The 26679-nt window shown below is 57.2% G+C and carries 23 protein-coding genes; 10 read left to right on the top strand and 13 right to left on the bottom strand.

From position 1 onward, the window contains the following. Positions 1–8: 8 nt before the first annotated feature. From EU557_RS11410 to EU557_RS11380, 7 genes are all read right to left on the bottom strand, one after another. Entirely contained in the window at positions 9–1391 is a 1383-nt protein-coding gene (locus tag EU557_RS11410; protein WP_135530588.1) for an ABC transporter permease, read from the bottom strand. Positions 1392–1395: 4 nt separating this feature from the next. Further along, positions 1396–2814, bottom strand: coding sequence for an ABC transporter permease (locus EU557_RS11405; RefSeq protein ID WP_135530587.1), 1419 nt, complete (start codon positions 2812–2814; stop codon positions 1396–1398). A 3-nt stretch (positions 2815–2817) separates the two neighbouring features. Next, positions 2818–3525: an ABC transporter ATP-binding protein gene (locus EU557_RS11400; protein ID WP_342588237.1), complete on the bottom strand. Its 708-nt coding sequence runs from the start codon at positions 3523–3525 to the stop codon at positions 2818–2820. Between the two features lie 359 nt (positions 3526–3884). Further along, entirely contained in the window at positions 3885–6287 is a 2403-nt protein-coding gene (locus EU557_RS11395; protein WP_167855169.1) for a TonB-dependent receptor, read from the bottom strand. 338 nt (positions 6288–6625) lie between these two features. After that, positions 6626–6973, bottom strand: coding sequence for a hypothetical protein (locus tag EU557_RS11390; RefSeq protein ID WP_135530585.1), 348 nt, complete (start codon positions 6971–6973; stop codon positions 6626–6628). A 131-nt stretch (positions 6974–7104) separates the two neighbouring features. Continuing rightward, on the bottom strand, positions 7105–8955 hold the full coding sequence (locus tag EU557_RS11385; RefSeq protein WP_135530584.1) for a glycoside hydrolase family 15 protein: 1851 nt from the start codon (positions 8953–8955) through the stop codon (positions 7105–7107). A 309-nt stretch (positions 8956–9264) separates the two neighbouring features. Next, positions 9265–9672 carry a GlcG/HbpS family heme-binding protein gene (locus tag EU557_RS11380; protein ID WP_135530583.1) on the bottom strand — a complete coding sequence of 136 codons (408 nt, stop codon included), beginning with the start codon at positions 9670–9672 and terminating at the stop codon, positions 9265–9267. 306 nt (positions 9673–9978) lie between these two features. On the opposite strand from EU557_RS11380, the gene lepA reads away from it, so the two are divergent. The 7 genes from lepA (at position 9979) to EU557_RS11345 (ending at position 16977) form a co-directional block, all read left to right on the top strand. After that, positions 9979–11766: a translation elongation factor 4 gene (gene lepA / locus EU557_RS11375; protein ID WP_135530582.1), complete on the top strand. Its 1788-nt coding sequence runs from the start codon at positions 9979–9981 to the stop codon at positions 11764–11766. A gap of 107 nt (positions 11767–11873) precedes the next feature. Next, the gene (locus EU557_RS11370) at positions 11874–12053 is read left to right on the top strand and encodes a hypothetical protein (RefSeq protein WP_135530581.1); all 180 of its coding nucleotides are present in this window, start codon (positions 11874–11876) and stop codon (positions 12051–12053) included. A 12-nt stretch (positions 12054–12065) separates the two neighbouring features. Next, positions 12066–12977, top strand: coding sequence for a bifunctional 5,10-methylenetetrahydrofolate dehydrogenase/5,10-methenyltetrahydrofolate cyclohydrolase (locus tag EU557_RS11365; protein ID WP_135530580.1), 912 nt, complete (start codon positions 12066–12068; stop codon positions 12975–12977). A 294-nt stretch (positions 12978–13271) separates the two neighbouring features. Next, positions 13272–13853 carry a 7-carboxy-7-deazaguanine synthase QueE gene (locus tag EU557_RS11360; RefSeq protein WP_135531008.1) on the top strand — a complete coding sequence of 194 codons (582 nt, stop codon included), beginning with the start codon at positions 13272–13274 and terminating at the stop codon, positions 13851–13853. Positions 13854–13870: 17 nt separating this feature from the next. Next, complete coding sequence (locus EU557_RS11355; RefSeq protein WP_135530579.1) at positions 13871–15820, top strand: OmpA family protein; 1950 nt, start codon at positions 13871–13873, stop codon at positions 15818–15820. Between the two features lie 307 nt (positions 15821–16127). Beyond that, a complete protein-coding gene (locus tag EU557_RS11350) occupies positions 16128–16499 on the top strand; it encodes a hypothetical protein (RefSeq protein ID WP_135530578.1) in 372 nt (123 codons plus the stop codon). 115 nt (positions 16500–16614) lie between these two features. Then, entirely contained in the window at positions 16615–16977 is a 363-nt protein-coding gene (locus tag EU557_RS11345; RefSeq protein ID WP_135530577.1) for a hypothetical protein, read from the top strand. Positions 16978–17050: 73 nt separating this feature from the next. On the opposite strand, the gene EU557_RS11340 is transcribed toward EU557_RS11345, so the two are convergent. Further along, a complete protein-coding gene (locus EU557_RS11340; RefSeq protein WP_135530576.1) occupies positions 17051–18343 on the bottom strand; it encodes a citrate synthase in 1293 nt (430 codons plus the stop codon). A 326-nt stretch (positions 18344–18669) separates the two neighbouring features. Here EU557_RS11340 and EU557_RS11335 point away from each other — a divergent pair, with 326 nt between their 5' ends. After that, positions 18670–19566, top strand: a complete 897-nt coding sequence (locus EU557_RS11335) for an aldo/keto reductase (RefSeq protein WP_135530575.1) — start codon at positions 18670–18672, stop codon at positions 19564–19566. Between the two features lie 32 nt (positions 19567–19598). Here the strand turns inward: EU557_RS11335 and mnmE are convergent, their stop codons facing one another. The 4 genes from mnmE to EU557_RS11315 all read right to left on the bottom strand — a co-directional run bounded on the left by mnmE (position 19599) and on the right by EU557_RS11315 (position 24184). Continuing rightward, positions 19599–20990, bottom strand: coding sequence for a tRNA uridine-5-carboxymethylaminomethyl(34) synthesis GTPase MnmE (gene mnmE / locus EU557_RS11330; RefSeq protein ID WP_135530574.1), 1392 nt, complete (start codon positions 20988–20990; stop codon positions 19599–19601). Between the two features lie 167 nt (positions 20991–21157). After that, entirely contained in the window at positions 21158–21817 is a 660-nt protein-coding gene (locus EU557_RS11325) for a metal-dependent transcriptional regulator (RefSeq protein ID WP_135530573.1), read from the bottom strand. Between the two features lie 106 nt (positions 21818–21923). Next, positions 21924–22937 (bottom strand): 3-oxoacyl-ACP synthase III family protein, encoded by a 1014-nt coding sequence (locus EU557_RS11320; protein WP_135530572.1) that lies wholly within the window; start codon positions 22935–22937, stop codon positions 21924–21926. 92 nt (positions 22938–23029) lie between these two features. Further along, on the bottom strand, positions 23030–24184 hold the full coding sequence (locus EU557_RS11315) for a glycosyltransferase family protein (protein ID WP_135530571.1): 1155 nt from the start codon (positions 24182–24184) through the stop codon (positions 23030–23032). Between the two features lie 128 nt (positions 24185–24312). Here EU557_RS11315 and EU557_RS11310 point away from each other — a divergent pair, with 128 nt between their 5' ends. Next, positions 24313–25137: a 2,3,4,5-tetrahydropyridine-2,6-dicarboxylate N-succinyltransferase gene (locus EU557_RS11310; protein ID WP_135530570.1), complete on the top strand. Its 825-nt coding sequence runs from the start codon at positions 24313–24315 to the stop codon at positions 25135–25137. A 21-nt stretch (positions 25138–25158) separates the two neighbouring features. Next, positions 25159–25965, top strand: coding sequence for a hypothetical protein (locus EU557_RS11305; protein WP_135530569.1), 807 nt, complete (start codon positions 25159–25161; stop codon positions 25963–25965). 91 nt (positions 25966–26056) lie between these two features. On the opposite strand, the gene msrA is transcribed toward EU557_RS11305, so the two are convergent. Next, positions 26057–26599 (bottom strand): peptide-methionine (S)-S-oxide reductase MsrA, encoded by a 543-nt coding sequence (msrA, locus tag EU557_RS11300; RefSeq protein WP_135530568.1) that lies wholly within the window; start codon positions 26597–26599, stop codon positions 26057–26059. Between the last annotated feature and the right edge of the window lie 80 nt (positions 26600–26679).

Genomic DNA, 26679 nt, shown 5'->3' with positions numbered 1-26679 from the left:
TAGGCCACCTAGCGTGGGTTTACGGGTCGCGCCCGGAACAACAGCAGACCAGCCCCGAACACCACGCCCGCACTAATCAGCAGCTTGCCTAGGCCACTGGCAGCCGTGGCGGGTTCGGAGGTGCTGGTGAAGGTGTGCGTAGGCTCCTTGGCAAAGTCAGCGTGGGTGAAGGCTACTTTGTGGAAGAGGTAGGGGTAGTAAAAGGCTCGCAGCGCATAGTGGTAGCGGGAGGCACTGCCCAGGAAAGCCAGATGGGCGGGCAGGTCTGAGCCGGCGAGGGCGTTGAGGCTGGTCTGGGCCGCGACTGCCGGTGAAAGCCAGCTGAGGCGGTTCACCAGGTCGTAGCGCTGACGCAGGCCATTGGTGTAGGCCACCGTCAGCGGCTGCACCGACTGGTCGCCGAGGTGCTGGAAGGCGTAGTACCAGCGCCACACGAAGCGCTCCTTGATGGTGGCGGTGTCGCGGAACTGCGGGTAGAGGGCAAAGAAGCGGTTCATGGTTTCGGTTTTGGGCTTGTCCCAGCCGCCGTGAATCTCTTCGCGTTGCTTGATGGTCAGCTCCAGGTCCTGAGGCACCGGCCGGGCGGCACTCACAAACACGTTCAGCAGGCCCGGCACCAGCACCACCAGCACCAGCCACACGCCCACCAGCGCCACGGCGTTGAAAGCCGAGTTGCGCTGCCAGCTAGTAATCAAAAAGGCCACGCCAAACCAAAACAGGCAGTACACCAGCGCCAGGGCCAGCCATAGGCCTACGCGGCCATCGGGCGGTACCTGTGCCCAGAGCATGGCCACCACAGACAGCACCAAAACGAGCCCCAGCACCAGCGCCAACCGAAACGCCAGCTTAGCCCCTACAAGGGTGGCGGCACTCACCGGCTGAGCCAGCAGGAGCGTCAGAATGCCTTGCTCTTTTTCGCTGGAAAGTAGGTTGAAGCACAGGGCAATAATCAGAAGCGGAAATAGGTACACTAGCACGAAGGCCAGATCAAAATTGCCGCTGAGCGCCTTGGTTGGGTTTACGTTCTCGGAGGCGTAGAGCTGGCCCTGCAGGCCTAGCAGGCGCAGCTTCACGTAGTAGGGGTTCACGTCGCGCTGACCCAGGGAGAGGCTGGCCCAGGGCGTGGGGTGGTGCACGGCGAACGTGGTGTGGTAGTAGCCGATTTCGCCGGCATCGGCCTCGCCGGGGAATTTCACTTTCAGCTCATCCACGTTGTGGCGGGCCAGGGCGGGAAGCTCAGCCAGGTGTTGGCGCTGGCGGTTTATTTCGGAGGTGCCGTAGTAGATGCCATACAAGCCTACCAGCAGGACCAGGCTGGTGAGCAGCACCAGGCCTTTGGCGGCTTTGAAGTGGCGCCACTCGGCGGCAAACAATATCCAGAATGTCCTCATCAGCTTACGCAACTCTTGTGTTATCAATCACCTTCAGCCCCAACCAGCTCAGGCCCACGGCCCACAGCAGTAGGGCCAGTGCGGGCACCAGCAGGTAGCCGAGGGCCCAACGGAGGGGGGGAGCCTGGTAGGCGAAAGTGGGAATGGCCTGCCAGGTAGCGGCATCCAGCTTGCGCTCTTTATCGCCGTAGCCCATGCCGGCCTGCAGCGTATTGAGGCGCTGCACCAGTTGGTAGCGGTAGGCCTCGGCGGCCTGCTGGAAGTGCACGTAGTGGGCGAAATCGGAGCCAGCCAGGCTCATGGAAAGCGGCCGGATGGCCTGGTAGGGGTTTAGCAGGCCTGCCAAGGTAGATAGGGCGTTTTGGCGCTCGTAGGTGCGGGTGAGGTCAGTGAAATGCTGCTGATATACTTTGCTGGTGTAGGCCTCACTTTCAGCCATCACCAGTCCCGGCACGCTCACGGGCAGGTCTTTCTCTGAGGTCACCCCGTACTGCATGAGCAGGTCTTCCTTAAGCGCCGCCGTGCGCTGGTCCTGTGGGTCGTGGCCGTTGATGCCTTTCTGGGCCTGCTCATGCACTTCGGCGTCCATCTGCGCTTTGGTGATAGTGGGATAGAGGTGGGCGCCCACGTTGGCCGTGGCTTTGGGCAGAATGATGGTACCCAGCATCCAGCAGCCCAGCAGCGTCACGAGGGCCGTGCGGGCGTGGTCCTGCCACGCCGATACCACCACCGAGCCCACAATCCAGAGGAAGTAGTACACCGCATAGCTCAGCACGAAGAGGCATAGCCGGGCCCAGAGGTCGGGGTTGCCGGCCACTTCTTCTTGCCCAAACAGCAGCCAGGCCGCCAAGGCCAGGGCCGGCGCTACCACCAGGGCCACCGCCCAGCCATAGCCCGCAATCTTGCCCCAAGCCACTTGCCGCAGCGACACGCCCTGGCTCAGGAGCAGCTTCAGGGTGCCGGTTTCGCGTTCCTCCGTGAAGGCACTGAAGCACAGAAATACAATGAGCAGGGGGACTAGCAGCTGGAGCACAAAGGCCACCGTCAGCTCCCCAAACCGAATCAGGGAGCCCGACTGTTGGGCCTGACTGAAGTTAACGCTGTTCTGCTGGTGAGCCTCCAGAAACACCGAAGCCCCGGTAAACGAGTCCAGTCCTGAGTCGAGCAGGCTCAGGGCCGACTTGGGCCGGAAGGCGAAGGAGCCGTAGTGGGCCACCCGGTGGGGATGGCGGTTGGGCTGATGATGAAACTGGTCATTCACGGTTTGCTGAGCCAGAGTGCGCTCCTGCTGCAGAGTGCTGTAGCTGGCCCGCCCTACCAGCGTGGCGGCCAGCAGCAGGCCTAGCACCAGCACGCTCAGCACCACGAAGCGCCGGTCGCGGAGGGTGCTCACAAACTCTTTTTGGGCTATGCTCTGGATCATGGGCTAGTGCGTGTAGTGGAGGTAAAGTTGCTCCAGCTCGTTGGCGTTGAGGAAGGAGGTGGGACGCACGTCCACCAACTCGCCCTCGCGCATAATGCCCACCCGCGTGCCTACTTCCCGGGCCCGGAAAAGGTCGTGGGTGGCCATGAACACGGCCGTGCCCTGCCCGCTGAGCTTGCCCAGCAGCTCCGAAAACTCGTTGCTGGCTTTGGGGTCGAGGCCCGAGGTGGGCTCATCCAGCAGCAGCACCTTGGCGTGCTTAGCCACGGCTATAGCAATGCCCACTTTCTGGCGCATGCCCTTGGAGTAGGTGCCTACCCGGCGCTGCACGGCCTCCGGGGGCAGCCCGGCCTGCTCCAGGTAGTCCCGTAACTCACTTTCGGCGTAGGCAAAGCCCGCCAGCTGGCTGAACAGGCCTAGGTTTTCCAGGCCCGTCAGATGAGGGTAGAGCATCACATTCTCCGGGATGTAGGCCAGGTGGCGCTTGATTTCCAGCGGGTTCTTGGCCACTTCCAGCCCATTGATATAAGCTGCACCCGATGTAGGCTGCACAAACCCCAGAAACAGATTGATGGTGGTAGACTTGCCTGCGCCGTTCTGCCCGAGCAGGCAGAATACTTCCCCGGCTTCAATTTGCAGGTTCAGCCCCTGCAAGGCCAGCTTATCCGGGTACTGCTTGCGCAGGTCCTTGGCTTCTAAAATGTAGGTCATTCGCTGTGTGGTTGATTGCTATGCGTGGTGCTAGAGCTAGTCTAGTTCCTCTCCTCAGTTGAGGAGGGGCTAGGGGTGGTTGAGTGGCCTAGAACGATTACATCAGTCCGTCATGTCGAGCGCAGTCGAGACATCTCGCGTGCTGACGTTGCAAGAGTAGCCGTCATGCTGAGCTTGTCGAAGCATCTCTCCCGCTTCTCTAGGCCTCTTGGTTAGTCAGAGGTAGAGATGCTTCGACAAGCTCAGCATGACGTTCCCAGTAAACAACGATCATCAACCGCCCCTAACCCCTCCTCAGCTGAGGAGGGGAACTAGCTGCTAGCTCTAGTCTGTAGCTTTTCATGTGCTAAGCCTAATCCTTAAAAGGAGTAACCCAGGGTAGCCATGAAATTGCGGGGCGCGCCGGGGCTGGCGCGGAAGAAATCGTAGCCGCCGACGAAGTAATACTTGTCGAACACGTTATTGAGGTTGGCGTGGAAGTTGAAGCGCCCGACGTTGTAGAACAGGGCTACATCGGCCACGGTGTAGCTGGGCCACTTGCCCCAGTACAGCTCGCCGGTACCTACCGCGCGAATCTGGTTTTCGGTGCGGCGGCTGCTTACGTGGTTGCCGCCCACGGCAATGCCTAGGCCACGGAGGGCTGGCGTGGTGAAGGTGTACTTGGCCCACAGGCCACCCGAGTTTTTGGGGGCGTTGGCGAGCTGCTGCCCGTTTTCGGCCGGTAGGTCAGCCTGCAGTACCTCGCTGTGGTTGAAGGCGTAGGCGGCGTTCAGGCTCAGGTTGGGTAGCACATTGCCCGTTACTTCTACCTCCATACCCCGCGAGCGGGCCTGCCCGTTCTGGCGGTACACGGGCGCTCCATCTGGCGTGAGCGAGCCGGTGCTTACCAGTTGGTTGCGCTTCACAATCTGATAGGCGGCCACCGTTCCGAACAGGGCTTTCTCAAAGAACTCGCCCTTTAGGCCGGTTTCCACCTGGTAGCTAGTTTCGGGGCTAAAGGCCGAGCTGCGGCCGTAGCGCTCGGGGAAGCGGATGTACTCTGGCTTCAGCGGCCGGAAGCCCGAGCTGTAGCTGGCGAAGTAGTTTAGGTTATCGAGGAGGGCAAACGTGAGGCCGGCTCGGGGCAGGAATTTACGCTGCGGAATAGTAGAGGAACCGTCGCCGTAGTCGCGCTCATCGGCAAACAGCTCGTAGCGCAAGCTCAGCAATAGGCCTAGGCGCGGCGTCACTTCCACTTGGTCCTGGGCGTAGAGGCCTACCGTGTGGTACACAGAGTTGATGTAGTCAACGAAGAACTGGGGCAGGGGGCGGCGCACGTACTTCGTCGGGTCCTGGATTTCGTAGAGCGGGCTCTTCAGGTCGAAGGTCAGGGGCGTGGCTACGCCGTTCACCAGCTTCTGCCGCGCCTCAAACATGGTGCTTTGCTTGTCGGTGTTGAAGCGGATATAGTCGGCGCCAGCCACTACTTTGTGCGCGATGGAGCCGGTGTTGCGGCTCAGGGAGAAGTAGCCCGACAGGTTCTTGGTATACTCTTCGGCCCGGCGGTCGAAGTAGCGCAGGTTCATCACCGTATTGGCGGGTGCGTCGGCGTAACTGTTGAGGGTGCGGTGCTCGCTCAGGTTCTCGTTGTAAGTGAAGTCGAGGTAAGAGGCATTGAACGAGAGCCAGTTGGTGAATTTGTGCGTGAGTGAGGCGTTGAGGTAGGTGGTGTTGGTGCGGAAAAAGTCGCTGGGCTGGCTCAGGGTGAAAGAGCGGGGCACGGCGTACAGGTCGTTGCCTTTGATGGGCAGACCTCGGTCGAGGTAGCCATCAATGTGCGTGTACACCAACTCGGCGTTGAGCGTAGTTTTGGGTGATACCAGGAACGTCACGGTAGGCGCAATCATCAGCGACTTGGTGTCGTTCACGTCGCGGAAGGTGTTAGACTTCTCGTAGCCCGCGTTGAAGCGGTACAGCAGGTTCTTCTGCTCGTTGAGGGGGCCGGTGAAGTCGGCGGTGGTGCGCATGGTGTTGAAGCTGCCGGTGGAAAAGGTCACGGCCTTGCGGTCCACGTCGAGGGGCTTCTTGGTCACCATGTTGATGGTGCCGCCGGGGTTAATGTCGCCGAACAAGGCTGCGCCGGGGCCTTTCAGCACCTCCACGCGCTCCAGGTTCACGGTAAGAGGCGCCTGAGTAAACGAGTTGCCGTAGCTAAAGCCGGAGCGCAGACCATTCAGAAGGCGGAAGCCGCTCTCGTACCCATTGCGAAACCCGCGAATCGTGAAGTCGTCGTAGTGCGAGTATTGGGTCACGCCGGCTACGTTTTTCACTACCTCCGTAAGGCGCAGGGCCTGGCGGTCTTCCATCAGCTCCTTGGTAACGGTGGAAATGGACTGCGGCACGTCGATTAGATCGGTGGCTGTGCGGGTGCCCACGAAGCTGTAGTCGCTCTTATAGCTGGTTTCCTTGCGGCCCAGCACCTCCACTTCCTGCAGGGCATTGGTGCTGCTCTGCAAGGTAAAGTCAACGCTGATGTTCGGCGCATCGGGGCTCAGCACCACAGTGCGGCGCTGCTCCTGGTGGCCTAGGCTGCGGGTAATGAGCGTGTACTCGGCCAGGGGCAGCTGATCAAGGGAATACTTACCATCGGCTCCCGTCAGGGATATAAAACGGCCGGTTTGCTCCACTACGGTAACCCCATCCAGCCCCTGACCGGCCGGGTTGGTCACGCGACCCGTGATGCGCCCCAAGCTTTGGGCAGACGCCAGTAGGGGAAAGAACAAAAGCAGAAGGACTAGAAATCGGGACATAAAAAAATGGTATGCCAGCCCAGAGAGCTACTGTGGCTCCTGGCAAGCAAGGTTGAACGAGGTAGGGGAGATGGACACGGACGCGGGCCAGCAAGGGAATAGCCAGCCGCGCGACGGGCGCTGCCGTCGGGGTATGCCTCCGCCAGTAGCGGTGCGGAGCACCAGCCAGCGGGAGGCCTGTTTTAGAAAAAAAGGGGGGAGTTGCAGACCTAGAATGAAGGCCGCAACGGGGCGCACGGGCCCGCTATGCGCAACGCATCAGCTAGGCCACTCTCAGAATGAGGTAGCGCAAAAAAGCCCTGAAAAGGGGATTAGGCGCGGGAGGGAGGGCCGCGCAAAGAGGCTCCGTCGAGCAGGTGCAGCGTAGGGGCTTCCGATACCGGTGCCTGGTACTGAGCATATAATGCTTGCTGAAGTAACTCTGGTAGGAGTACTGCCTCCGCCGGCTGAAATGGCGCGTTGTACAGTTGCTCTGTATGGCAGTGGAGGTGTTGATCAGTGAGCATGTGCTTTTTCGCGGCCTGACCTAGCAGGGGAATAGCAACCTCCTTAGTGGTGTGCTGGTGAGCATGTAAGCGCAACAATGTAGCCTCCGGGGTCAGCACCCGCGCCAGCAGCAGCAATAGCCACCATGCTACTATGTTTCGTTGCTTAAGCACTTCTTACACCAAACAGATGAAGAGCAAATGTAGGCATTGCTTTTTCTTTTGCAGCATTGATGCAAAAGAAAAAGCAATGCCTACTGGTAATCTTCTTGATGAATGAGCGCTTACTCGGTGCTAGGCTAGGCCTATACAAACTGGTGGCCGCCTAGGGTGCCGTTGTGCCGCGCATCCAGGTCGCGGTTGAGCTGGAAGGCGGTGCTAATAAGCGCTAAGTGGGTGAAGGCCTGTGGGTAATTGCCAATTTGCTCGCCCTGGGGGCCAATTTGCTCAGAGTAAAGGCCTAGAGGGCTGGCAAACCCCAACAGCTTTTCAAACAGCAGGCGCGCCTTATCCAACTCGCCACCTCTAGAGAGATTTTCAATGTACCAGAAGGAGCACATGGTAAACGTGCCTTCCTCGCCCGTGAGGCCGTCGGTGGCCCCGCCATCAGTATGGTAACGGAACATCAAAGAGTCCAGCAGCAGCTCTTTCTCAATGGCCCGCATAGTAGACTGCCAGCGCGGCTCAGCCGGACTGAACATGCGCATCAGGGGCAGCAGCAACACGGAGGCATCAATAACCTGGCTGCCCTTATGCTGCACAAACGACTGCTTCTCCTCACTCCAGAAGTTGTTGTATACTTCCTCGTAAATCTCATCGCGCACCTGGAGCCACTCCACCAACGGGGCCGGGAACGACCGATCCCGGGCAATGCGGATGGCACGGTCGAGGGCCACCCAGCACATCATCTTGCCCGAAAGAAACTCCCGCTCTTGGTCGCGCACCTCCCAAATGCCGTGGTCGGGACGCCGCCAGTTTTCCACCACGTAGCCAGCCAGGCGGCATACCTGCTGCCAGAAGTCGTAGGTGATACCGCCGCCGTACTTATTATAGAGGTAGATGGTATCCATCAGCTCCCCGTATATGTCGAGTTGAAACTGCTTGGCTGCCCCATTACCAATGCGCACCGGCTGGGAGTTGCGGTACCCGCTGAGGTGGCCTAGTTCCCGCTCGGGCAGGTCGGCGGTGCCATCCACGGCGTACATGAGCTGCAAGTCGCCGGCATCCGTAAGCTCTTGGCAGCGTTGCATAATCCACCGCAAGAAGGCCTTGGATTCCAGGGTGAAGCCCAGCCGCAGGAAAGCGTACATGGTAAAAGCCGCGTCCCGGATCCAAGTGTAGCGGTAGTCCCAGTTCCGTTCTCCTCCAATACTTTCGGGCAGCCCAAACGTAGCAGCGGCCACCGTGGAGCCGTGCTGAATGGAGGTCAGCAGCTTTAAGGTGATGGCTGAGCGGAGCACAGTTTCGCGCCAGCGGCCGGTGTAGGTGCTGCTTTCAATCCACTCCCTCCAGAAGCTAAGTGTATCCTCGAAAGCTGCCTCGGTATAATGGTCCAAGTCGCGGGCAATGAAGGTAGGGTCACCGACAGGAGTTGCTTCTATAACGAAGCTGGCCGTTTCGCCGGCCTGCAGGGTCCAGCGGCCGGAAGCATCGGTTTGATCAGCCAACTTAAAAGGGTGGTTACCCAGCAGCCGGAACTGGAAGCCATCGGGGCCGCTGCTCTTGAATAAAAAACTACCATCCTCCTGCGGGTAGGTTTCGTGCGGAGTGCGGGCGTAATCGAAGCGCGGGCAGCAGTGCATCTGAAACCCCATAGTACCCTTTATGACGCGCACGGTGCGCACCACGGCGCAGTTCTGCGCTTGGCGTTTCACAGGCATAAAGTCGGTGAGTTCCGCAATGCCTTCATGGGTAAAGAAGCGGGTGAGGAGCACACCCGTATCGGGTAGGTAAAGCTGCTTGCTCCGGACCTCATCGCCAGTTGGCCGGAGCAACCACGAGCCACCTTTTTCCGAATCCAGCAGGGCCGCGAAAATGGTGGGGGAGTCGAAGCGCGTGAAGGGCAGATAATCCAGAGAGCCCGTCTTGGATACCAGCGCCACGGTGTGCAGGTTGCCAATCAGGCCATAATCTTCCAGCGGGAGATAGTCGGGCATGTAAAATCGAGCTGAGGTATAGTAGAGTACTGGATAACGGATAAGCCACCTGAAATGCCGAGCTGGGCCAAGATTTTCTACTGATACGGGGCCGCAAAACCTCTTGCTGAACAGGTGTAGTAAAACTCCATCCTATCCTGTCGAGCTGGCCGAGACATCGCGGGCATTCACGTGTAGTTACTCTCTCAGCCCACCCATACGTCATCCTGAGCGGAACCAAGGTGTCATCCCAAGCCAAACGCAAAACAGCCGGACTGCCTTGTGGCAATCCGGCTGGTAGGCCTGCAGCAAGTGGCCTAGGACTTGGAGCTATTGGTTCTCCACGGCATGAACGCCAGCTTCAGCCACAGCGTGGTCATTTTCCACGGTGCTGCCTGAAACACCGATTGCGCCTACCACTCTGCCATTGGCATCGAGAATAGGAATCCCGCCGGGGAAGGTGATGAGGCCACCGTTGGAGTGCTCAATATTGTAAAGGGAGCCGCCGGGCTGGGAGGCTTTGCCCAAATCGCCGGTGGGCATATCAAAGAAGCGCGCCGTTTTAGCCTTCCGGATAGCAATGTCAATGGAGCCCAGCCACGCATCATCCATCCGGATGAAAGCGGTGAGGTTGGCGCCCGCATCCACGACGGCAATGTTCATTTTCACGCCTAAGTCGAGGGCCTTTTGGTGGGCGGCATGGACGGCTTGTTGTGCTAGTTCGAGGGAAATGCCCATAAAATGATAGATGAGAGGAGAAAACATGAAAATCTTTTGCCTTCAACGGCATTTTGCGCGCTTCGGCTAACAATCGTGTCTGCTTCAGCAACAGGTAATACCGTTGAGCTCTGTAGTTTGATTTGATACAGCTGTTCCTAGGCCACCAGAAATGACTGGCACCGGCCCCAACTCACAAGCCAGAAGCAACGACTTGGCTAGGCCACTATCCGGTAGAATTGGGCGAAAACAGCGGCGGGTGGCCCGCTTCAGTTAGCTTTTACGGGGCGGTTTTCGTACCTTCGCCCTTGGAAAAAACTGCCTCTAGTGAAGAACATCCGCAATTTCTGCATCATCGCTCACATCGACCACGGCAAGAGCACCCTGGCCGACCGTCTGCTGGAATTTACCAGCACCGTATCGAAGCGCGATATGCAAGCTCAGCTGCTCGACAATATGGATCTGGAGCGGGAGCGGGGCATTACCATTAAGAGCCACGCCATCCAGATGCAGTACCCCTACAAAGGGGAGATATATACGCTTAACCTGATCGACACCCCTGGCCACGTCGATTTCAGCTACGAGGTGTCTCGTTCCATTGCCGCCTGCGAAGGCGCACTGCTGATCGTGGACTCCTCCCAGGGTATCGAAGCCCAGACGATTTCGAACCTGTACCTGGCTATCGGCTCCGACCTGACCATTATCCCGGTTCTCAACAAAATCGACCTGCCGCACTCCATGCCGGAGGAGGTGTCCGACGAGATTGTGGACCTCATTGGTTGCGACCGGGACGAAATTATTCCTGCTTCGGGTAAGTCGGGCATTGGTATCGAAGCCATCCTGAACGCCATCTGCGAGCGGATTCCCGCGCCCCAAGGCGACCCGGAAGCGCCTCTGCAGGCTCTTATCTTCGACTCGGTATTCAACTCCTACCGGGGTATTGAAGTACTGTTCCGCATCAAGAACGGTACCATGCGCAAGGGCGACAAGCTCCGCTTTATGGCTACCGGCAAAGAATACGGCGCCGACGAAATCGGTATCCTAGGCCTCAACCAAGAGCCCCGCCCTGAAATTTCGGCCGGCAACGTAGGATACCTCATTTCGGGCATCAAAGAAGCCCGCGAGGTGAAAGTAGGCGACACCATCACGCACGTTGCTAGGCCTACGACCGAAGCCATTCAGGGCTTCGCCGACGTGAAGCCGATGGTATTCGCCGGTATTTATCCCGTTGATACCACGGAGTACGAAGAGCTGCGTTCCTGCATGGAAAAGCTACAGCTCAATGATGCTTCCCTGGTATGGGAGCCCGAGACGTCGGTGGCCCTTGGCTTCGGCTTCCGTTGCGGCTTCCTGGGCATGCTGCACATGGAAATTGTGCAGGAGCGTCTGGAGCGTGAGTTCAACATGACCGTGATTACCACGGTGCCTTCCGTACAGTTCCACGCTACTGGTACCAAGGATCAGCTCCTGACCATCAATGCGCCTTCGGAAATGCCGGAGCCGAACTCCATCAAGCTGATTGAGGAGCCCTTCATCAAGGCCCAGATCATTACGGCCGCTGATTACGTGGGACCCATCATTACGCTCTGCATGGAGAAGCGCGGTATCATCAAGGGCCAGAGCTACCTGACCAGCGAGCGGGTAGAACTGTCGTTTGAGCTGCCGCTTTCGGAAATCGTATTCGACTTCTTCGACAAGCTGAAAACTATATCCCGTGGGTACGCCTCGCTCGACTACGAGCTGATTGGCTTCCGCGAGTCGGACATGGTGAAGCTCGACATCATGCTGAACGGAGAGAAGGTCGATGCGCTGTCGGCTATTGTGCACCGCAGCAAGTCCTACGAGTGGGGCCGCCGCCTCTGCGAAAAGCTCCGTGAGCTGCTCCCGCGCCAGATGTTCGAAATTGCCATCCAGGCCAGCATCGGGCAGAAGATCATTGCCCGCGAAACTGTGAAAGCTCTCCGCAAAAACGTACTGGCCAAGTGCTACGGCGGCGACATCAGCCGGAAGCGCAAACTGCTTGAAAAGCAGAAGGAAGGTAAGAAGCGGATGCGTCAAGTGGGCTCCGTAGAAATACCCCAAGAGGCCTTCCTGGCAGTTCTTAAAATCGACTAATGTACAAAAGCGCGGCTCCCAAAGAGCCGCGCTTTTTGTTTGCGCCTACTCCATATTTTTCACTTCATACACTTCTTAGCACGGCGTGGTATGACTACTTAAAACAAATGCCCAATAGCCTGACCAAGAACTGTACGAGCCCGGAACAGCTGGAGAAGATTCGCAAAGGACAAGAACACAAGTTCCGCTGGCGCGACGATTGGCCCGAGATGGAGAAGGCCCTGTTAGCGGCCGGAACTGCCGCCATCGCCGCCCACGCAGCCCAGAAAAACCCAGACCAAGTATAATCGCAACACCGCATGACCACTGCCCCTGACGCCACTACCTACCGCCTTATCGACGGCAAGCATACCGCCGAGGCTATCAAAGAAGAAATTGCTGCTGAAGTAAGTCAGCGTAAAGCCGCCGGCCAGAAGGTTCCGCACTTGGCCGCCATTCTGGTAGGCCACGATGGTGGCTCCGAAACCTACGTGCGCAACAAAGTGCTGGCCTGCGAGCGGGTAGGTTTTGAGAGCACCCTGCTACGCTACGAAGACACTATCACTGAAGCCGAGCTGCTGGCGAAAGTGGAGGAGCTAAACCAGGATGAAAGCATTGACGGCTTCATTGTGCAGCTCCCGCTGCCGCGCCACATCGATACCAACAAGGTAATTGAGGCAGTGCGGCCCGAGAAAGACGTGGATGGTTTCCACCCCATGAATATTGGGCGTATGGTAGCTGGCCTACCAGCCTTGCTGCCCGCAACACCCTCGGGTATTGTGGAGCTGCTGCGCCGCTATGAGCTGCCTACCGATGGCAAGCATTGCGTGGTAATTGGTCGGTCTAATATTGTGGGTACGCCGGTTAGTATATTGCTAGCTAAGAACTTAGAGCCAGGTAATTGCACCGTAACTTTATGCCACTCCCGCACTCAGAACCTAGCTGAAATTACCCGCACCGCCGATATTTTGGTAGTAGCCCTAGGCCGCCCCGAGTTCGTGACGGCCGATATGGTGAAGCCCGGCGCCGTGGTAATTGATGTGGGCACCACCCGCGTAGAAGACAGCGCTAAGAAAACGGGCTGGGCTTTGAAGGGCGATGTAAACTTTGCTGAAGTTGCTCCCTTGAGCTCCTACATCACGCCCGTTCCTGGTGGCGTGGGCCCCATGACCATTGCCATGCTGCTGCTGAACACCTTACGCGCTGCAAAAGGTGAGGTGTACCCTAAATAGATGAACTGCGCCCTGTGTCAGGCAACTCTCAAAGCTGCCAAGCGTAAAAATTAGGGTAAGTTGAACCGTTACTTCGCCTCGCAAAATCCAATCAAAGCTGCTTCAGGCTTTTAGATTTCGTGGAGTTGTACTACTTTTAAAGTCGGGCCGTTAGAAAAGAGGGTTGGAGCTCCAGTGTTCCTGCCAGTCTGACGGCCCGGCTTACCGTTTTTAGAATACCCCGTTTTGCTGCACGTACTTCCTATTGCGTCGGTAGCCCCGACAGGTGGGGCTCCGGCACCTGCACTGCCCCTGATGGAGCAGTTTTACACTATCCAGGGCGAAGGCTTCAATACCGGCCGGGCCGCCTATTTCGTTCGCCTTGGCGGCTGCGATGTGGGATGCGTATGGTGCGATGTGAAAGAGTCGTGGGATGCGGATGCTCATCCCAAAGTGAGTATTCCCGCCATTGTGGCCTCTGCCACGGCCCACGCCGGGCGCAACGTTGTAATTACCGGCGGTGAGCCGCTCATGTACAACCTAGGCCCCCTCACGGCGGCCTTGCACGCGGCAGGCTGCCAAAACTGGATTGAAACTTCCGGAGCCTACCCACTCAGTGGCGAGTGGGACTGGATCTGTGTTTCGCCGAAGAAGTTTAAAGCCCCTCTGCCAGAGGTACTGGCTGCTGCCCACGAGCTGAAAATCATCGTGTTCAACAAATCTGACTTTGCTTGGGCAGAGCAGCACGCGGCATTGGTAAGCCCAGGCTGCCGGCTGTACCTGCAGCCCGAATGGAGCAAAGCCCCGCAGATGATGCCACTCATCGTTGACTATGTGAAGGAGAACCCGAAGTGGCAGGTGTCGTTACAGACCCATAAGTTTCTCGATATCCCGTAGCATCCTTCTGCTTATTTATGCGCCGTCTGCTTACTGCTCCCTTGTTTGTGCTATTGTTGGCCGGCGGTTTACTGCCCACGAGTGCCGTCGCGCAGGCCCAGTTGGCCACCACGAATACTAAAGCCAAAAACCTGTGGGACAAGGCGCAAAGCCAGGCCAAGGACCGGGACTTTACTAAAGCGCTGGAAACGCTCACGCAGCTAAACGAGAAGTTTCCGTCGCTGGGAGAGCCGTACCTGATGAAGGGCTCCCTGCTCAAAGCTATGGGCGAGAACAGCCTGGCGTTTGAGGCCTATCGGGATGGAGTGAGCAAAGTGCCGCTCAACCCTGGCCGTGCCAACGATTACTATACGTTGGGCGAGCTAGCCATGAGCTTTGGGGAATATAAAACGGCTGCCGACAGCTACCAGAAGTATCTCAAATCGGGTGCTAAGAACTTGCGCAATACGCCTCGCGTGCAGCGTCAGTTGCAAAACTGCGAGTTTGCCCAAAAGGCCATGGCTGCACCTACCGGGCCGCAGCCCGAACGCCTGGGGCAACCCCTCAACAACTTCCGCTTCCAGTATTTCCCGGCATTAACGGCTGATAGCCGCTTTCTGCTCTTCACGGGCCGGCCTGCAGCCGACAGCGGGGAAGATCTGTTCGTGAGCCGTTTCACTAAGGAGGGTACCATCGGGGAGCCAACCTCTATTTCACCGGCCATCAACACGCCTTACAACGAGGGAGCGGGTACCATTTCTGGGGATGGAAAGACATTGGTATTTGCCTCCTGCGACAGGCCCAATTCTGTAGGCAACTGCGACTTGTACATTTCGCGCCGAACTGGTAATACCTGGAGTAAGCCCCAGAACCTAGGCCGTAGCGTGAATTCGCCGGAGTGGGACTCGCAGCCTACGCTGTCTGCCGACGGCCGCACGCTCTACTTCACCAGCACCCGGCGCGGTGGCAAGGGGCAGGAAGACATTTACGTGACCACCCTTGACGCCCAGGGAAATTGGACGGCCGCTCGCAACCTGGGAGAGCCAGTAAATACCGCTGGCAAAGACATGGCGCCGTTTATTCATGCCAGCGGTACCACGCTGTACTACGTTACCGATGGCCTGGTGGGCATGGGTGGCCTAGACATCTACCGTTGTGAGCTGCAGGCTCCTAATAAGTGGGGAATGCCCGCTAACCTGGGGTATCCGCTCAACACGTTCGAGAACGAAGCTTCCCTATTCATTAGCTCGGATAATCGCCGGGGTTTCTGCTCCCGCTCTCGTGCCGCTGAGCCAGGCGTAAAGCAGGAGCGCGACCGGCCGGTGGAGTTGTTCGGCTTTGAGGTGCCTGAGATAATCCGGGCCCGCGAAACGAGCACGTACACCCAGGGGCGCGTATTTGACGCCGTCACTAAAAAGCCCATTCAGGCCGACGTGCAGCTCTACGACCTCAACACCGATGAGTTGGTGCAGTATGTTGGCTCAGATGCCGAGAATGGTGAATATACGGTGGTCCTGAACGAAGGCCGCCAGTACGCCATGTACGCCGCCGCCGACAAGTACCTAATGAAGAGTCTGAGCTTCGACTACAGCGACAAGCGGGCGTTCGACCCACTAACGCTGGATATCTATCTGGAGCCTGTGCGGGCAGGGCGGAGCATTGTGCTAAACAACTTGTTTTTCGACACCAAGGAGTACGAGCTAAAGCCCAAGTCCCGGACTGAGCTCAACCGCCTTATCGCCTTCATGAAGCAGTACCCTGATATACAGGTGGAAATTTCAGGGCACACGGATGATGTAGGCTCCGATGACGACAACCTTTCCTTGTCGCAGAACCGGGCTAAATCCGTGTACACGTACCTAGTCGGGCAGGGCGTCAAAGCCGATCGGTTACGATTTAAGGGCTATGGGGAAACGAAGCCTCTGATGCCCAACGACTCTGACCTCCACCGCCAACAAAACCGTCGTATTGAGCTTAGGATCCTCTAGCAGGCCTAGCACCCTAAAGACTCTTACTCCTACACCCATCGGCCCCGGCCGATGGGTTTTTTTCGTTTGTAGTTTTCCTTGCTGCCTTATCCATTAAGCGACTGAGAATGTGTTTTGTACTATAAACGCGTGAAAGTGATAGAATAGAATAGTGATAAAAAATCATTTTTTTATTAAATAGCGATTTGTATATTTGGATATCGACGTTGCTGAAACATTAGGGGCTGATATAAGGCTCAGCTGTTGTTTTCGGCTTGTTGAATTGCACTCTGTCATTCATCACTTTTCTTTCTTCTTTTTCTCTACTATGAAAAAAGCCTACTTTTTCGCTTGTCTATTAGTTGGAATGCAGGTTGTAGCCTTGGCATTGCCCAAATCTGAGGGTGATGGTACTACAAGCATAAAAGCGCGGGCCACTGCTCTCACGCGCACTATTGCTGAGAAGGCCCGTCTTGATGAAGGCCAGTACCTGCGTGTGAAGCAGCTAAACACCCAAATGCTGACGGAGATGGACGATCTAAAGTCTCGTCTGGCCGGCGACCCAGCTGCTCTTGATCAGCGTATGGCTGACGCCCAGGCTAAGTATGAATCAGACCTAATGTCGCTGCTGCGCCCTAACCAGATTGCCATGTATCAGCAGGCCCGCACTAGCATGACGGCCTTAGGCGAGAGTCACTAATACTGTACCATCCGCCTGCCCGCACTGGTGGGCAGGCGGGTGGGTGTTGCCTTTGCCAGGAGGATGTTACTGGCAATCCATCATTCCATTAACCCCATAACCAACTCTACCCATCATGAAAAACTTCGCTACTATTCTGCTGCTTTGCTCTATGTGCTATGTTGGAAGTGCTCAGCCAGCAGCTCCCGCTGATGGATCACGTATGACCGACCGAGCTAAGGCTATGACTCGTCAGATGGCCGAGAAGCTTCCCTTAAGTGAAGGTCAGTACGTTAAAGTACGCCAGCTAAACTTACGGTTGCTAACTGAAACGGCTGATGTGCGCAAGCAGTTTGCAGATGATGCCACTGCTCTAGATGAAGCTCTGGCCAACGTGCAGATGCGCTATGAATGGGACTTGGCCACAATCCTGCGTCCACGTCAAATGGCGCTCTACGATCAAAGCAAAATGAGCATGACGGCCGTGAACCTGCAATAGGCGGTTATAAGCCTTTAGAACGCAAAAAAGCCCGCTAGCAGCGGGCTTTTTTGTTGTTAGGAAGTAGAGCGAACTAATTACGGTCCTGAATAGACACGTAGTCACGCACAGTTTCGCCGGTATAAATCTGACGCGGGCGGCCGATAGGCTCTTTGTTCTCGCGCATCTCTTTCCACTGGGCAATCCAGCCGGGGAGACGACCCAGGGCAAACATAACTGTGAACATCTCGGTGGGGATGCCAAGTGCTTTGTAGATGATGCCGGAGTAGAAGTCAACGTTAGGATAAAGCTTGCGCTGAACGAAGTACTCGTCGGTGAGGGCAGCTTGCTCCAGCTCCTTTGCAATCTTCAGCAGGGGGCTGTTTTCTAGGCCTAGGGCGGTCAGTACTTCGTCGGCAGCCTTCTTGATGATGGTAGCGCGCGGATCGAAGTTCTTGTATACGCGGTGACCGAAGCCCATCAGACGGAACGAGTCGTTTTTGTCTTTAGCCTTAGCAATGAACTTGCTGGTGTCGCCACCATCACGCTCAATGGCTTCCAGCATCTCAACCACCTCTTGGTTGGCACCACCGTGCAACGGGCCCCACAGCGCATTGATACCAGCCGATACCGAGCCGTAAAGCGAAGCATTAGCCGAGCCTACCAGGCGAACGGTAGAGGTAGAGCAGTTCTGCTCGTGGTCGGCGTGCAGAATCAGCAGCTTGTTGAGGGCACTAACAACTACTGGGTTCAGTTCGTACTTCTCAGTGGGGAAGCTGAACATCATGTGCAGGAAGTTAGAGCAATAGTCCATGTCGTTCCGCGGATAGTTCAGCGGGTGACCCATCTGGTTCTTGTAGGTCCAGGCTGCAATGGTGGGCAGCTTAGCCATCAAGCGAATCACGTTCAGGTCAATTTCTTCCTTATTCAGGTCCGGCGATACGCTTTCGGGATAGAAGGCGGTCAAAGCACAGATCAGGCTGCTCAGAATAGCCATGGGGTGAGCGGCCGAGGGGAAGCCGTCGAAAATCTTCCGAACGTCTTCGTGCACTAGGGTGTGCTTGGTAATCTGGTTGCTGAAGTCTTCGAGCTCCGGCTGCGTGGGCAGCTTGCCGTAGATCAACAGGTAGGCCACCTCAATAAAGGTAGATTTTTCAGCCAGCTGCTCAATGGGATACCCGCGGTAACGCAGGATGCCTTCCTCACCATCGAGGAAAGTGATAGCGCTCTTGGTAGCGCCTGTGTTCTTGTAGCCTGAATCCAGGGTGACGTAGCCTGTCTGGTCACGCAGCTTGCCGATATCGAATGCTTTTTCGTGCTCGGTGCCTTCAATGACGGGGAGAGAGATGGATTTCCCGTCGAGGATAAGTTCAGCAGATTCTGCCATAAGCGTGGGTTAGAGGGTGGGTTGTGGGGCAAGATTGTGGCGTACCAGTAATCAATATCCCCATGAGCAGTTGGCGTCTATACTACAAAACCCGCCCGGTTGTTGTTTGCCGTTGAGGTGAAGCCACAAAGAAAAGGACCACTTGGGAAATATGTGGTATGGATACTGTTTTTTTGATGAAGGAATATAACTAGGGTGGGCTAACTGCCTTTGCCTGGGCACCTTGACCGTTAAAACTTTACTGTTGCGCGGTCATATAACCGTGTTGAGCTCTAAAGTCGTACTACACCTGGCCTAGGCTGCGTGAGCTCATAAAATTATCCCGTATGAAGTACAACTCTCTTGGAAAAACGGCTATTCAGATCAGTGAGGTCGGATTTGGCTGTATGTCACTTAGCACAGACCAAGGCTCAGCTTCGGCATTACTACACCAAGCCCTCGACCACGGCATTACTTTCTTTGATACGGCTGATTTATACCAGAAAGGCGAAAATGAAGCGGTAGTGGGCAAGGCGCTAAAAGGCCAGCGCGCCCAGGTAGTGCTAGCTACCAAGGTAGGGAACCAGTGGCGTCCTGATGGCAGTGGCTGGGACTGGAACCCCACCAAAAGCTACATTCTACAGGCCGTGGAGCAGAGCTTGCGGCGCCTTCAAACCGACTACCTTGACCTTTACCAGCTGCACGGCGGCACCCTTGAAGACCCAGTTGACGAGATTATTGAAGCCTTCGAGCTTCTAGTGCAGCAGGGCAAGATTCGGAGCTACGGCATCTCGTCCATTCGGCCGAACGTGATTCGGGAGTACGTCAGTCGCTCCCGGATTGCCAGCGTAATGATGCAATACAGCCTGCTGGATCGGCGTCCCGAAGAAAGCTGCCTAAGCCTGTTGCAAGAGCACCAGATTGGGGTGTTAGCCCGGGGCAGTTTAGCGCAAGGATTGCTGGTGAACAAGCCCGCTACCGCCTATGTGCAGCACCCTGTTGAGCATGTAACCCGGGCTCCTGCCGCAATTCGGCAGGTAGCCGACGTCACCCGTACCCCGGCGGAAGTAGCGGCCCGCTTTGTAATGGCGCAACCAGCCGTTTCAGCGGCAGTGCTGGGCATCCGAACCCCCGAGCAGCTACAACAGGCAATCAGAATTGCCGATAGCCAGAATTTGACCTCTACCGAGCTAAATGAGCTGCGGGAGGCTGTGCCGGCTATTTTCTACGAGCAGCACCGATAAACCCAGCTTAGCAAATGGCCTAGGCCACCGGATTACTTGCCAATACAGAATTGGGTGAAGATGCTGGTCAGCAGGTCATCATTGCTGATTTCGCCGGTAATCTGCCCTAGGTCAGAGAGGGCGTGGCGGAGGTCGGCGGCTAGGAGTTCCGTGCCGCGGCCGGTGGCTAGGCCAGTCAAGACAGCGTCGAGGTGATGGGCGGCCTGCTCGAGGCTGCGGGCATGGCGCACGTTGGTAACGATGGTGCTGCTGCCGGTCCGGTCGAGGCCTTCGCCACGTACCAGATTGAGCAGAGTATTTCGTAGCTCATCGAGTCCGTCGCCACGAGAAGCGGCAATTAGTACAGTACCGGAGCGAGAGCGAAATGCAGCAATTTCAGCATCAGAAGCTACATCAAGCTTGTTGCCCACGGCTAGCACAGGCACGGCTGCGGGTAGCTGCAGTGCTTCAATCTCTGCTTCAAGCTGATGAGGGGTAGTGGCCGTAATATCAAATAGATATACCACCAAAGCGGCTTGCTGCACCCGCTTCTTGGTACGCTCTACCCCGATGGATTCTACTACGTCGGTAGTGTCGCGCAGCCCGGCGGTATCCACGAAGCGGAAGCGGATTCCGTCGAGGCTGACCTCGTCCTCAATCAGGTCGCGGGTGGTACCGGCTACTTCCGAAACAATGGCGCGTTCCTCGTTGAGTAGGGCATTCAGCAGGGTACTCTTGCCAGCATTGGGTCGCCCGGCAATAACGGTAGTTACGCCGTGCTTGATGACGTTGCCGAGCTCAAAGGAGCGAAGCAGTCGGCGAACTAGTGCCTGCACTTCCTGGAGTAGTTGTACTAGGCCAGTGCGGTCAGCAAACTCAACATCTTCTTCACCGAAGTCTAGCTCCAGCTCCAGCAGAGCCGCAAACTGCACCAGCCGTGCGCGCAGGTCGCGCAACTCCTGAGAGAAGCCACCGCGCATCTGCTGCATGGCCACTTGGTGCGACAGTGCCGAGTCGGCGGCAATCAGGTCGGCTACGGCTTCGGCCTGAGCCAAGTCAAAGGCCCCGTGCAGGAAGGCCCGTTTGGTGAACTCGCCGGCTTCGGCCAGGCGGGCGCCGCGGCGTACCAGCAGGGCTAGCAACTCCTGCACAATGAAGTCGGAGCCGTGGGCGCTAATTTCTACCACGTCTTCCTTGGTGTAGGAATTAGGCCCTCGGAAAAGGGATATCACTACCTCATCAATGATCCGGCTGCCATCCCGAATGGTGCCGAAGTGGAGAGTGTGCCCCGCCTGGTCGCGCAGCCGCTTACCGCCAAACACCTCGTCCGTGATGCTGATGGCTTGTGGGCCTGAAAGTCGCACAAGCGCAATGGCACCCGAGCCCGGCGGGGTAGACAGTGCAACAATGGTATCGGTAAGCGAAACGGGAAGTGGTAAGGCCAAGGGAACTGAATGAGTGATGCAGCCGCAAAGGTACACGGTAGTAGCCTAGGCCACTAGCAACTACTGCGGGGTAGGGCTACGCGGGGTAGAAGGATACGTGATGGATGTTAAAGCTTAGCTCTGATTTTAAGGCGTCATTTCAAAGCTTTTCTAGTGAGCACTAAGCCTCAATCTGTCACGTACAGATTACGGCTTACCTCCGAGGATATTAAGTATTTGTCAGTGTTATTAATCCTAATTTCTAGTGAGTTATCAAATAAAATCTTATCCAGTACTTCAAGCTTGGTGCCGAGGTTGAGACCAACTTTATCCAAATACTGCAGGAATGGGACGGAGGTGTTTTTAACGGCTACTACCGTTCCCCGGTCGCCGGGTATTAAGTCGGCTACGAGGCGGTGCTGGGGGCGTAGGATGGAGCCTTCAGCGGTAGGGATTGGGTCGCCGTGCGGGTCGAGTTGGGGGAAGCCCAGGAACTCATCGAGGCGCTGAATGAGCAGGTCGGAGTCGATGTGTTCCATCTGCTCGGCTACGTCGTGCACCTCATCCCAGCTGAAGTTGAGCTGCTGCACTAGAAACACTTCCCACAGCCGGTGCTTGCGGATAGTGAGCAGCGCCAGGCGCCGGCCTTCCTCTGTTAGTGAAACGCCCCGGTAGCGGGTATAGTGCAGAAGGCCCTTCTCCCCAAGTCGGCGCAGCATATCCGTGACGGAAGCCGCGCGCGTCTGCAGCACCTCCGCAACCCGGTTGGTGCTGACCTCGACGCCAGGTTGGGCTTCGGCCAGTTTGTAGATGGCTTTTAAGTAGTTCTCCTCGGTGTAGCTGGGCACGGGGCAATGAGCGGTTAAGAATGCGTAATGAGCAATGAAACTGCTGGAATGGCCTTCCGTCAGCTTCATTGCTCATCATGCAGTGGTCATGGGTACTGGATTTAGACTACCACTTTATCAGGGCCGACGCCCAAGTAAAGCCGGAGCCGAAGGCAGCCAAACACACCAGGTCGCCGCGCTTAATGCGACCTTCCTGGTAGGCCTCGCTTAGCGCGATGGGCACGGATGCGGCCGTGGTGTTGCCGTAGCGCTGAATATTGCTGTAGATCTTGTCGTCGGTCAGCCCCATTTTCTGCTGCACATACTGCGTGATGCGCAGGTTGGCCTGGTGCGGAATCAGCATGTCGATATCCTGAGGCTGGTAGCCGTTCTGGTCAAGGGCTTCCTTGATCACCTGCGGGAAACGGACCACAGCATGCTTGAACACGTTCTGCCCGTTCATGAAGGGGTACATGTCGAGCTCATTGTCTACCACGTACTGCACCCGGTTGTTGCGGTTGGAGCCGGGCTCCTTCACAATCAGCTCCTCGGCGTGCTCGCCCTGGGAGTGGAGGTGGGTGCTCAGGATGCCGTGGCCTTCCTCGGTGCTCGGGCGCAGCACTACCGCGCCAGCGCCATCCCCGAAAATAACCGACACGGCCCGGCCCCGGGTGCTAATGTCGAGTCCCGAGGAGTGAATCTCGGAGCCCACTACCAGCACGGTGTCGTACATGCCTGTCTTGATGAACTGATCGGCCATCGAGAGCGAGTACACGAAGCCCGAGCACTGGTTACGCACGTCGAACGCCGGGATGGGCGCCTTGATGCCCAACTCGCGCTGCAATAGCACGCCGGAGCCGGGGAAGAAGTAGTCGGGCGACAACGTGGCGAAGACAATCATCTGCACGTCGTCGGGGGTGAGGCCGGCCATTTCCAGGGCCCTGCGAGCCGCGTTGGCGGCCATGCTGGCGGTGGTGTCCTTGCCTTCCTCAAACCAGCGGCGCTCTTTAATGCCGGTGCGCTCCTGAATCCACTCGTCGGTGGTTTCCATCAGGGTGGTAATGTCGGCGTTGGTTACAACACGGTCGGGCACGTAGTGGCCTACACCGGCAATTTCAGAAAATCGTAGGGTGTTATTCATCAGGTGGGAGTTGCGAGGTACAGGACGAAAAGGGAGCCGAATGTAAAGAAAATCGGATTCCAACCTCGTAAACGGGCCGCAAAGGTCGGCAGTTACTTTATAGAATTCATCAGGGCGTGTAATTTTTCCGCCTCAGTGGCCCAAAAAGCCTCCCCAGGGACCCCGGCCGGGTAAAAAGGTTGCCGCAACAGCGCCGCTAAAGTTAAGCTTGGGGGCGATGAGTGGCCTAGAGCCTGAAAATCGATACAGACTCCGGCTTGGTAAGGTTCCACGATGCCCCTCCAGAGCGGGTTAGGCGGCAGTACCATGGGCAGGCCGTGAGCGAGGTACTCAAATAGCTTAGTAGGAATGCAACGGGCGGTACTTGGGTGGGGCCGGTAGGGCAAGAGGCCTAGGTGGCTGCGCCCGATTGCAGCTACAATCTGGGCGTGTGGTACCAGTGTATTGCCACCTATTAGGGTTACCCCAGCGCCAGCCTCGGCCACAGCGGCACGCAGGCGCTCCAGCTGGGCCGGTTGCTGACAAAAGCCGATGATAGTCAGGTGAGCCAAGGGCCATACCTCGCGGAGTTTTCTCCAGAAGGTTATTGCCTCAAATACACCGTTCAGCTCTGAAATGGTGCCAGAGTACAGTAGGTGCAAGGGCTCAGAAGTAGCCGGGAGGTGGCCTAGAGTCAATGGCTCATGGACGGTGGAGTACGGCTGATACTTGTTTTCGATGACCATAGTATGCTCCGGTTGCAGAAAGGGCAGCTCCTCGGCGTAGCTCCGCTCGGCTAACAGCACGGCCGTGGCCCGCCGGGCCGCTAGTTCTTCCAGTCGCCGGACCAACCCCGCCAGCAGCCCGCGCGCCCAGGCCGGATACACCTGCTGGGTCTGGATGTTGAGCGCGTAGTTCTCCCGGACATCATACACAAAGCGCCGACCCTGGCCTAGCGCCTGCCAGAGCACTGTAAGAGGTAACAATTCTGGGGCGTGCACAAATACCATAGTGGGCTGCAGCTCCTGCAACAGCTGCCAGTAGCACCACTGCGCCCGCAGGCGGGACCAGCTCAGGCGCGTGCCATCGAGTAAGGCATGTGTATGCACGTTATCGGGCAGACCCGCCGGGGTGGAGGCAAGGCGGCCAGCTACGTGGACCTCCGTGTTCGGGCGCTGGGCCAGCGTGCGGGCAAATTTGCCCAACATGCGGGTATCATCCAGCGGCTTGAGCACGGAGGCGAGTAAAATGGTAACGAGACGCGGCATATTGGCCGTGAAGATGGTAAGTTTGCTTGTGAGTTGTCGGGTGTTGGCCAGCGGTTGTCAGTCTGCCCGCCCGTACCGATGGCTTATTACGCGAAACTGACCTCCATTTACTGACACCCTCATTTTTCATGTCCGACCTCCAACACACCATCGAAGCCGCCTGGAACGACCGTAGCTTGCTGCAGCAGGCCGCTACCACTGAGGCTATTCACCACATCATTGAAGAACTTGACAAGGGCCGCTTGCGCGTAGCCCAGCCCGGCGCTACCGAAGGTGCCGATTGGCAGGTGAATGACTGGGTGAAGAAGGCTGTTATCATGTACTTCCCCATCCGGCAGATGGAAACCATTGAGGTGGGCCCCTTCGAGTTCCGCGACAAAATGCGCCTAAAGAGCAACTATGAGCAGCAGGGCGTGCGCGTAGTGCCCCCGGCCGTAGCGCGCTACGGTGCTTACCTGGCTCCCGGCGTAATCATGATGCCGAGCTACGTGAACATTGGCGCATGGGTTGGCGAGGGTACCATGGTAGATACCTGGGCTACGGTGGGCTCTTGCGCCCAAATTGGCGCGGGCGTGCACCTGAGCGGTGGAGTAGGCATTGGGGGCGTACTTGAGCCCGTGCAGGCAGCTCCGGTTATCGTAGAAGATGGCGCCTTCGTAGGCTCGCGCAGCATTCTGGTAGAAGGCTGCTTCGTGGGTAAGGAAGCTGTTATCGGGGCAGGCGTAACGATTACGGGCAGCACCCGCATCATCGACGTAACGGGCGCTGAGCCTAAAGAATACCGCGGTTATGTGCCGGCCCGCTCGGTAGTAATTCCGGGCTCATTGCCCAAGCAGTTCCCGGCCGGTGAGTACCACGTACCCTGCGCCCTCATCATTGGTCAGCGCAAGCCCAGCACCGACCTGAAGACCTCCCTCAACGACGCTCTGCGCGAGCACAACGTTGCTGTTTAACGCGCTCCATTACCTTCTTTCATGAGCAAACACCCACAAGTTGTTTCCGCGGCACAGGCCCGCGATGAAGTGCGCGAATACGTAGCCCAAGAGCTCGGAATCGAGCCAGAATCCATTCAGATGCGGGTTGCCTTCAACCGGGAGCTGCCCTGGGTAGATGGCAAAAGCCGTCCGTGCTTTCTGGTGGAGTGGGCCGAGCCCAACGGCCGCGACGGCGTAGCCATTGCTGGCCCTTATACCTACAATTTCTTCGAACTGACCCGGCAGGAGGCCTACGAGCTGGGTCCGGTGAATGCCTGGCGCCAGCACCTGATCAACCTCTACGCTGGCTGCGAACTGGCCGTGCACGCCCGTCTCACCCAGCCGCTCTCCGATGCGCCCGACCCCGTGCGCCTCTCGGTCATCCAGAACGCCCTACAGGAGCGCACTAACTGGCGCATCGGCGTGAATATTCAGCTGCGGGAGTTCCTGCGCCTGGGTACTGAGGAGTACTACATCTTCGACGGTCACTGGCTCTGGAACCCTAACTACCGCTACTCCTCGGTGAAAGGCTTCATCCCAATTGGCGACAAAACCTTGTTCGAGCTGCCGAAACTGGCCTATATTCCGGTTACTAACGTGTCGCCGTTTGAGCCTATCCCGGCGGTGGGTGAGGATGGCGCTTATCCCGGACAGCTAACCGGTTTCATTGCCGTGAAGGACAACCAGATTCTGGAGATAAACGAGCCGCAACCCTACATTCGGTTGCTATACAACAAGCTGGCCTTGTACTACGTGCTGGGCCGCGAGCATGGGCCTTTCCAGATTGAGCAAGGCGTGACACGCTAGGCCAGTCAGGCCTATTGCAAAACCACAAAAAAGGCCGCCCCGACACTGTCGGGGCGGCCTTTTACTTTAGTATAGTGGCCTAGCAGATGAGTTAAACGCCTGCCGCTGACTTGAGCTTATGCCCAAATACCTGGCGCACTTTGTCCACTTTGGGCTTCACCACAAACTGGCAGTAAGGCTGCTGACCGTTCTGGTTGAAATAATCCTGGTGGTAGTTCTCGGCCACGTAGAAGGTAGGCAGTGGCACAATTTCCGTCACGATGGGATTGGGAAACGCGTGCGCCTCATTAAGCTTTTGCTTGTAGGCCTCTGCCAGTTGCCGCTGCTCCTCGTTATGGTAGAAGATAGCTGAGCGGTACTGAGTGCCGGTATCGGCGCCTTGGCGGTTGAGCGTGGTAGGATCGTGGGTTTTCCAGAAAATTTCCAGCAATTCCTCGAAGGTGATTTTGCTGGGGTCGTACGTAATCTGAATAACCTCCGCATGACCCGTGAGGCCGCTGCAAACTTCCTTATAAGTAGGGTTGGCAATTTTGCCGCCCGTGTAGCCAGACACTACTTTCTCTACGCCATTGAGGTTCTGAAAAACTGCTTCTACGCACCAAAAGCAGCCAGCACCAAACGTTGCCTGTTCCATGTATTTCTAGATTCTGAGGTGATACTGATGAGCTTAGCCCGTAGACCAGGCAGCCAAGTCGCTGCCGCCGGCAAAGGGAG

Origin of the sequence: Hymenobacter wooponensis (assembly GCF_004745865.1) — a bacterium.
Taxonomy (GTDB): domain Bacteria; phylum Bacteroidota; class Bacteroidia; order Cytophagales; family Hymenobacteraceae; genus Hymenobacter; species Hymenobacter wooponensis.
The sequence above is the reverse complement of the archived record's forward strand: the minus strand, read 5'-3'. Positions and strand labels throughout refer to the sequence as shown.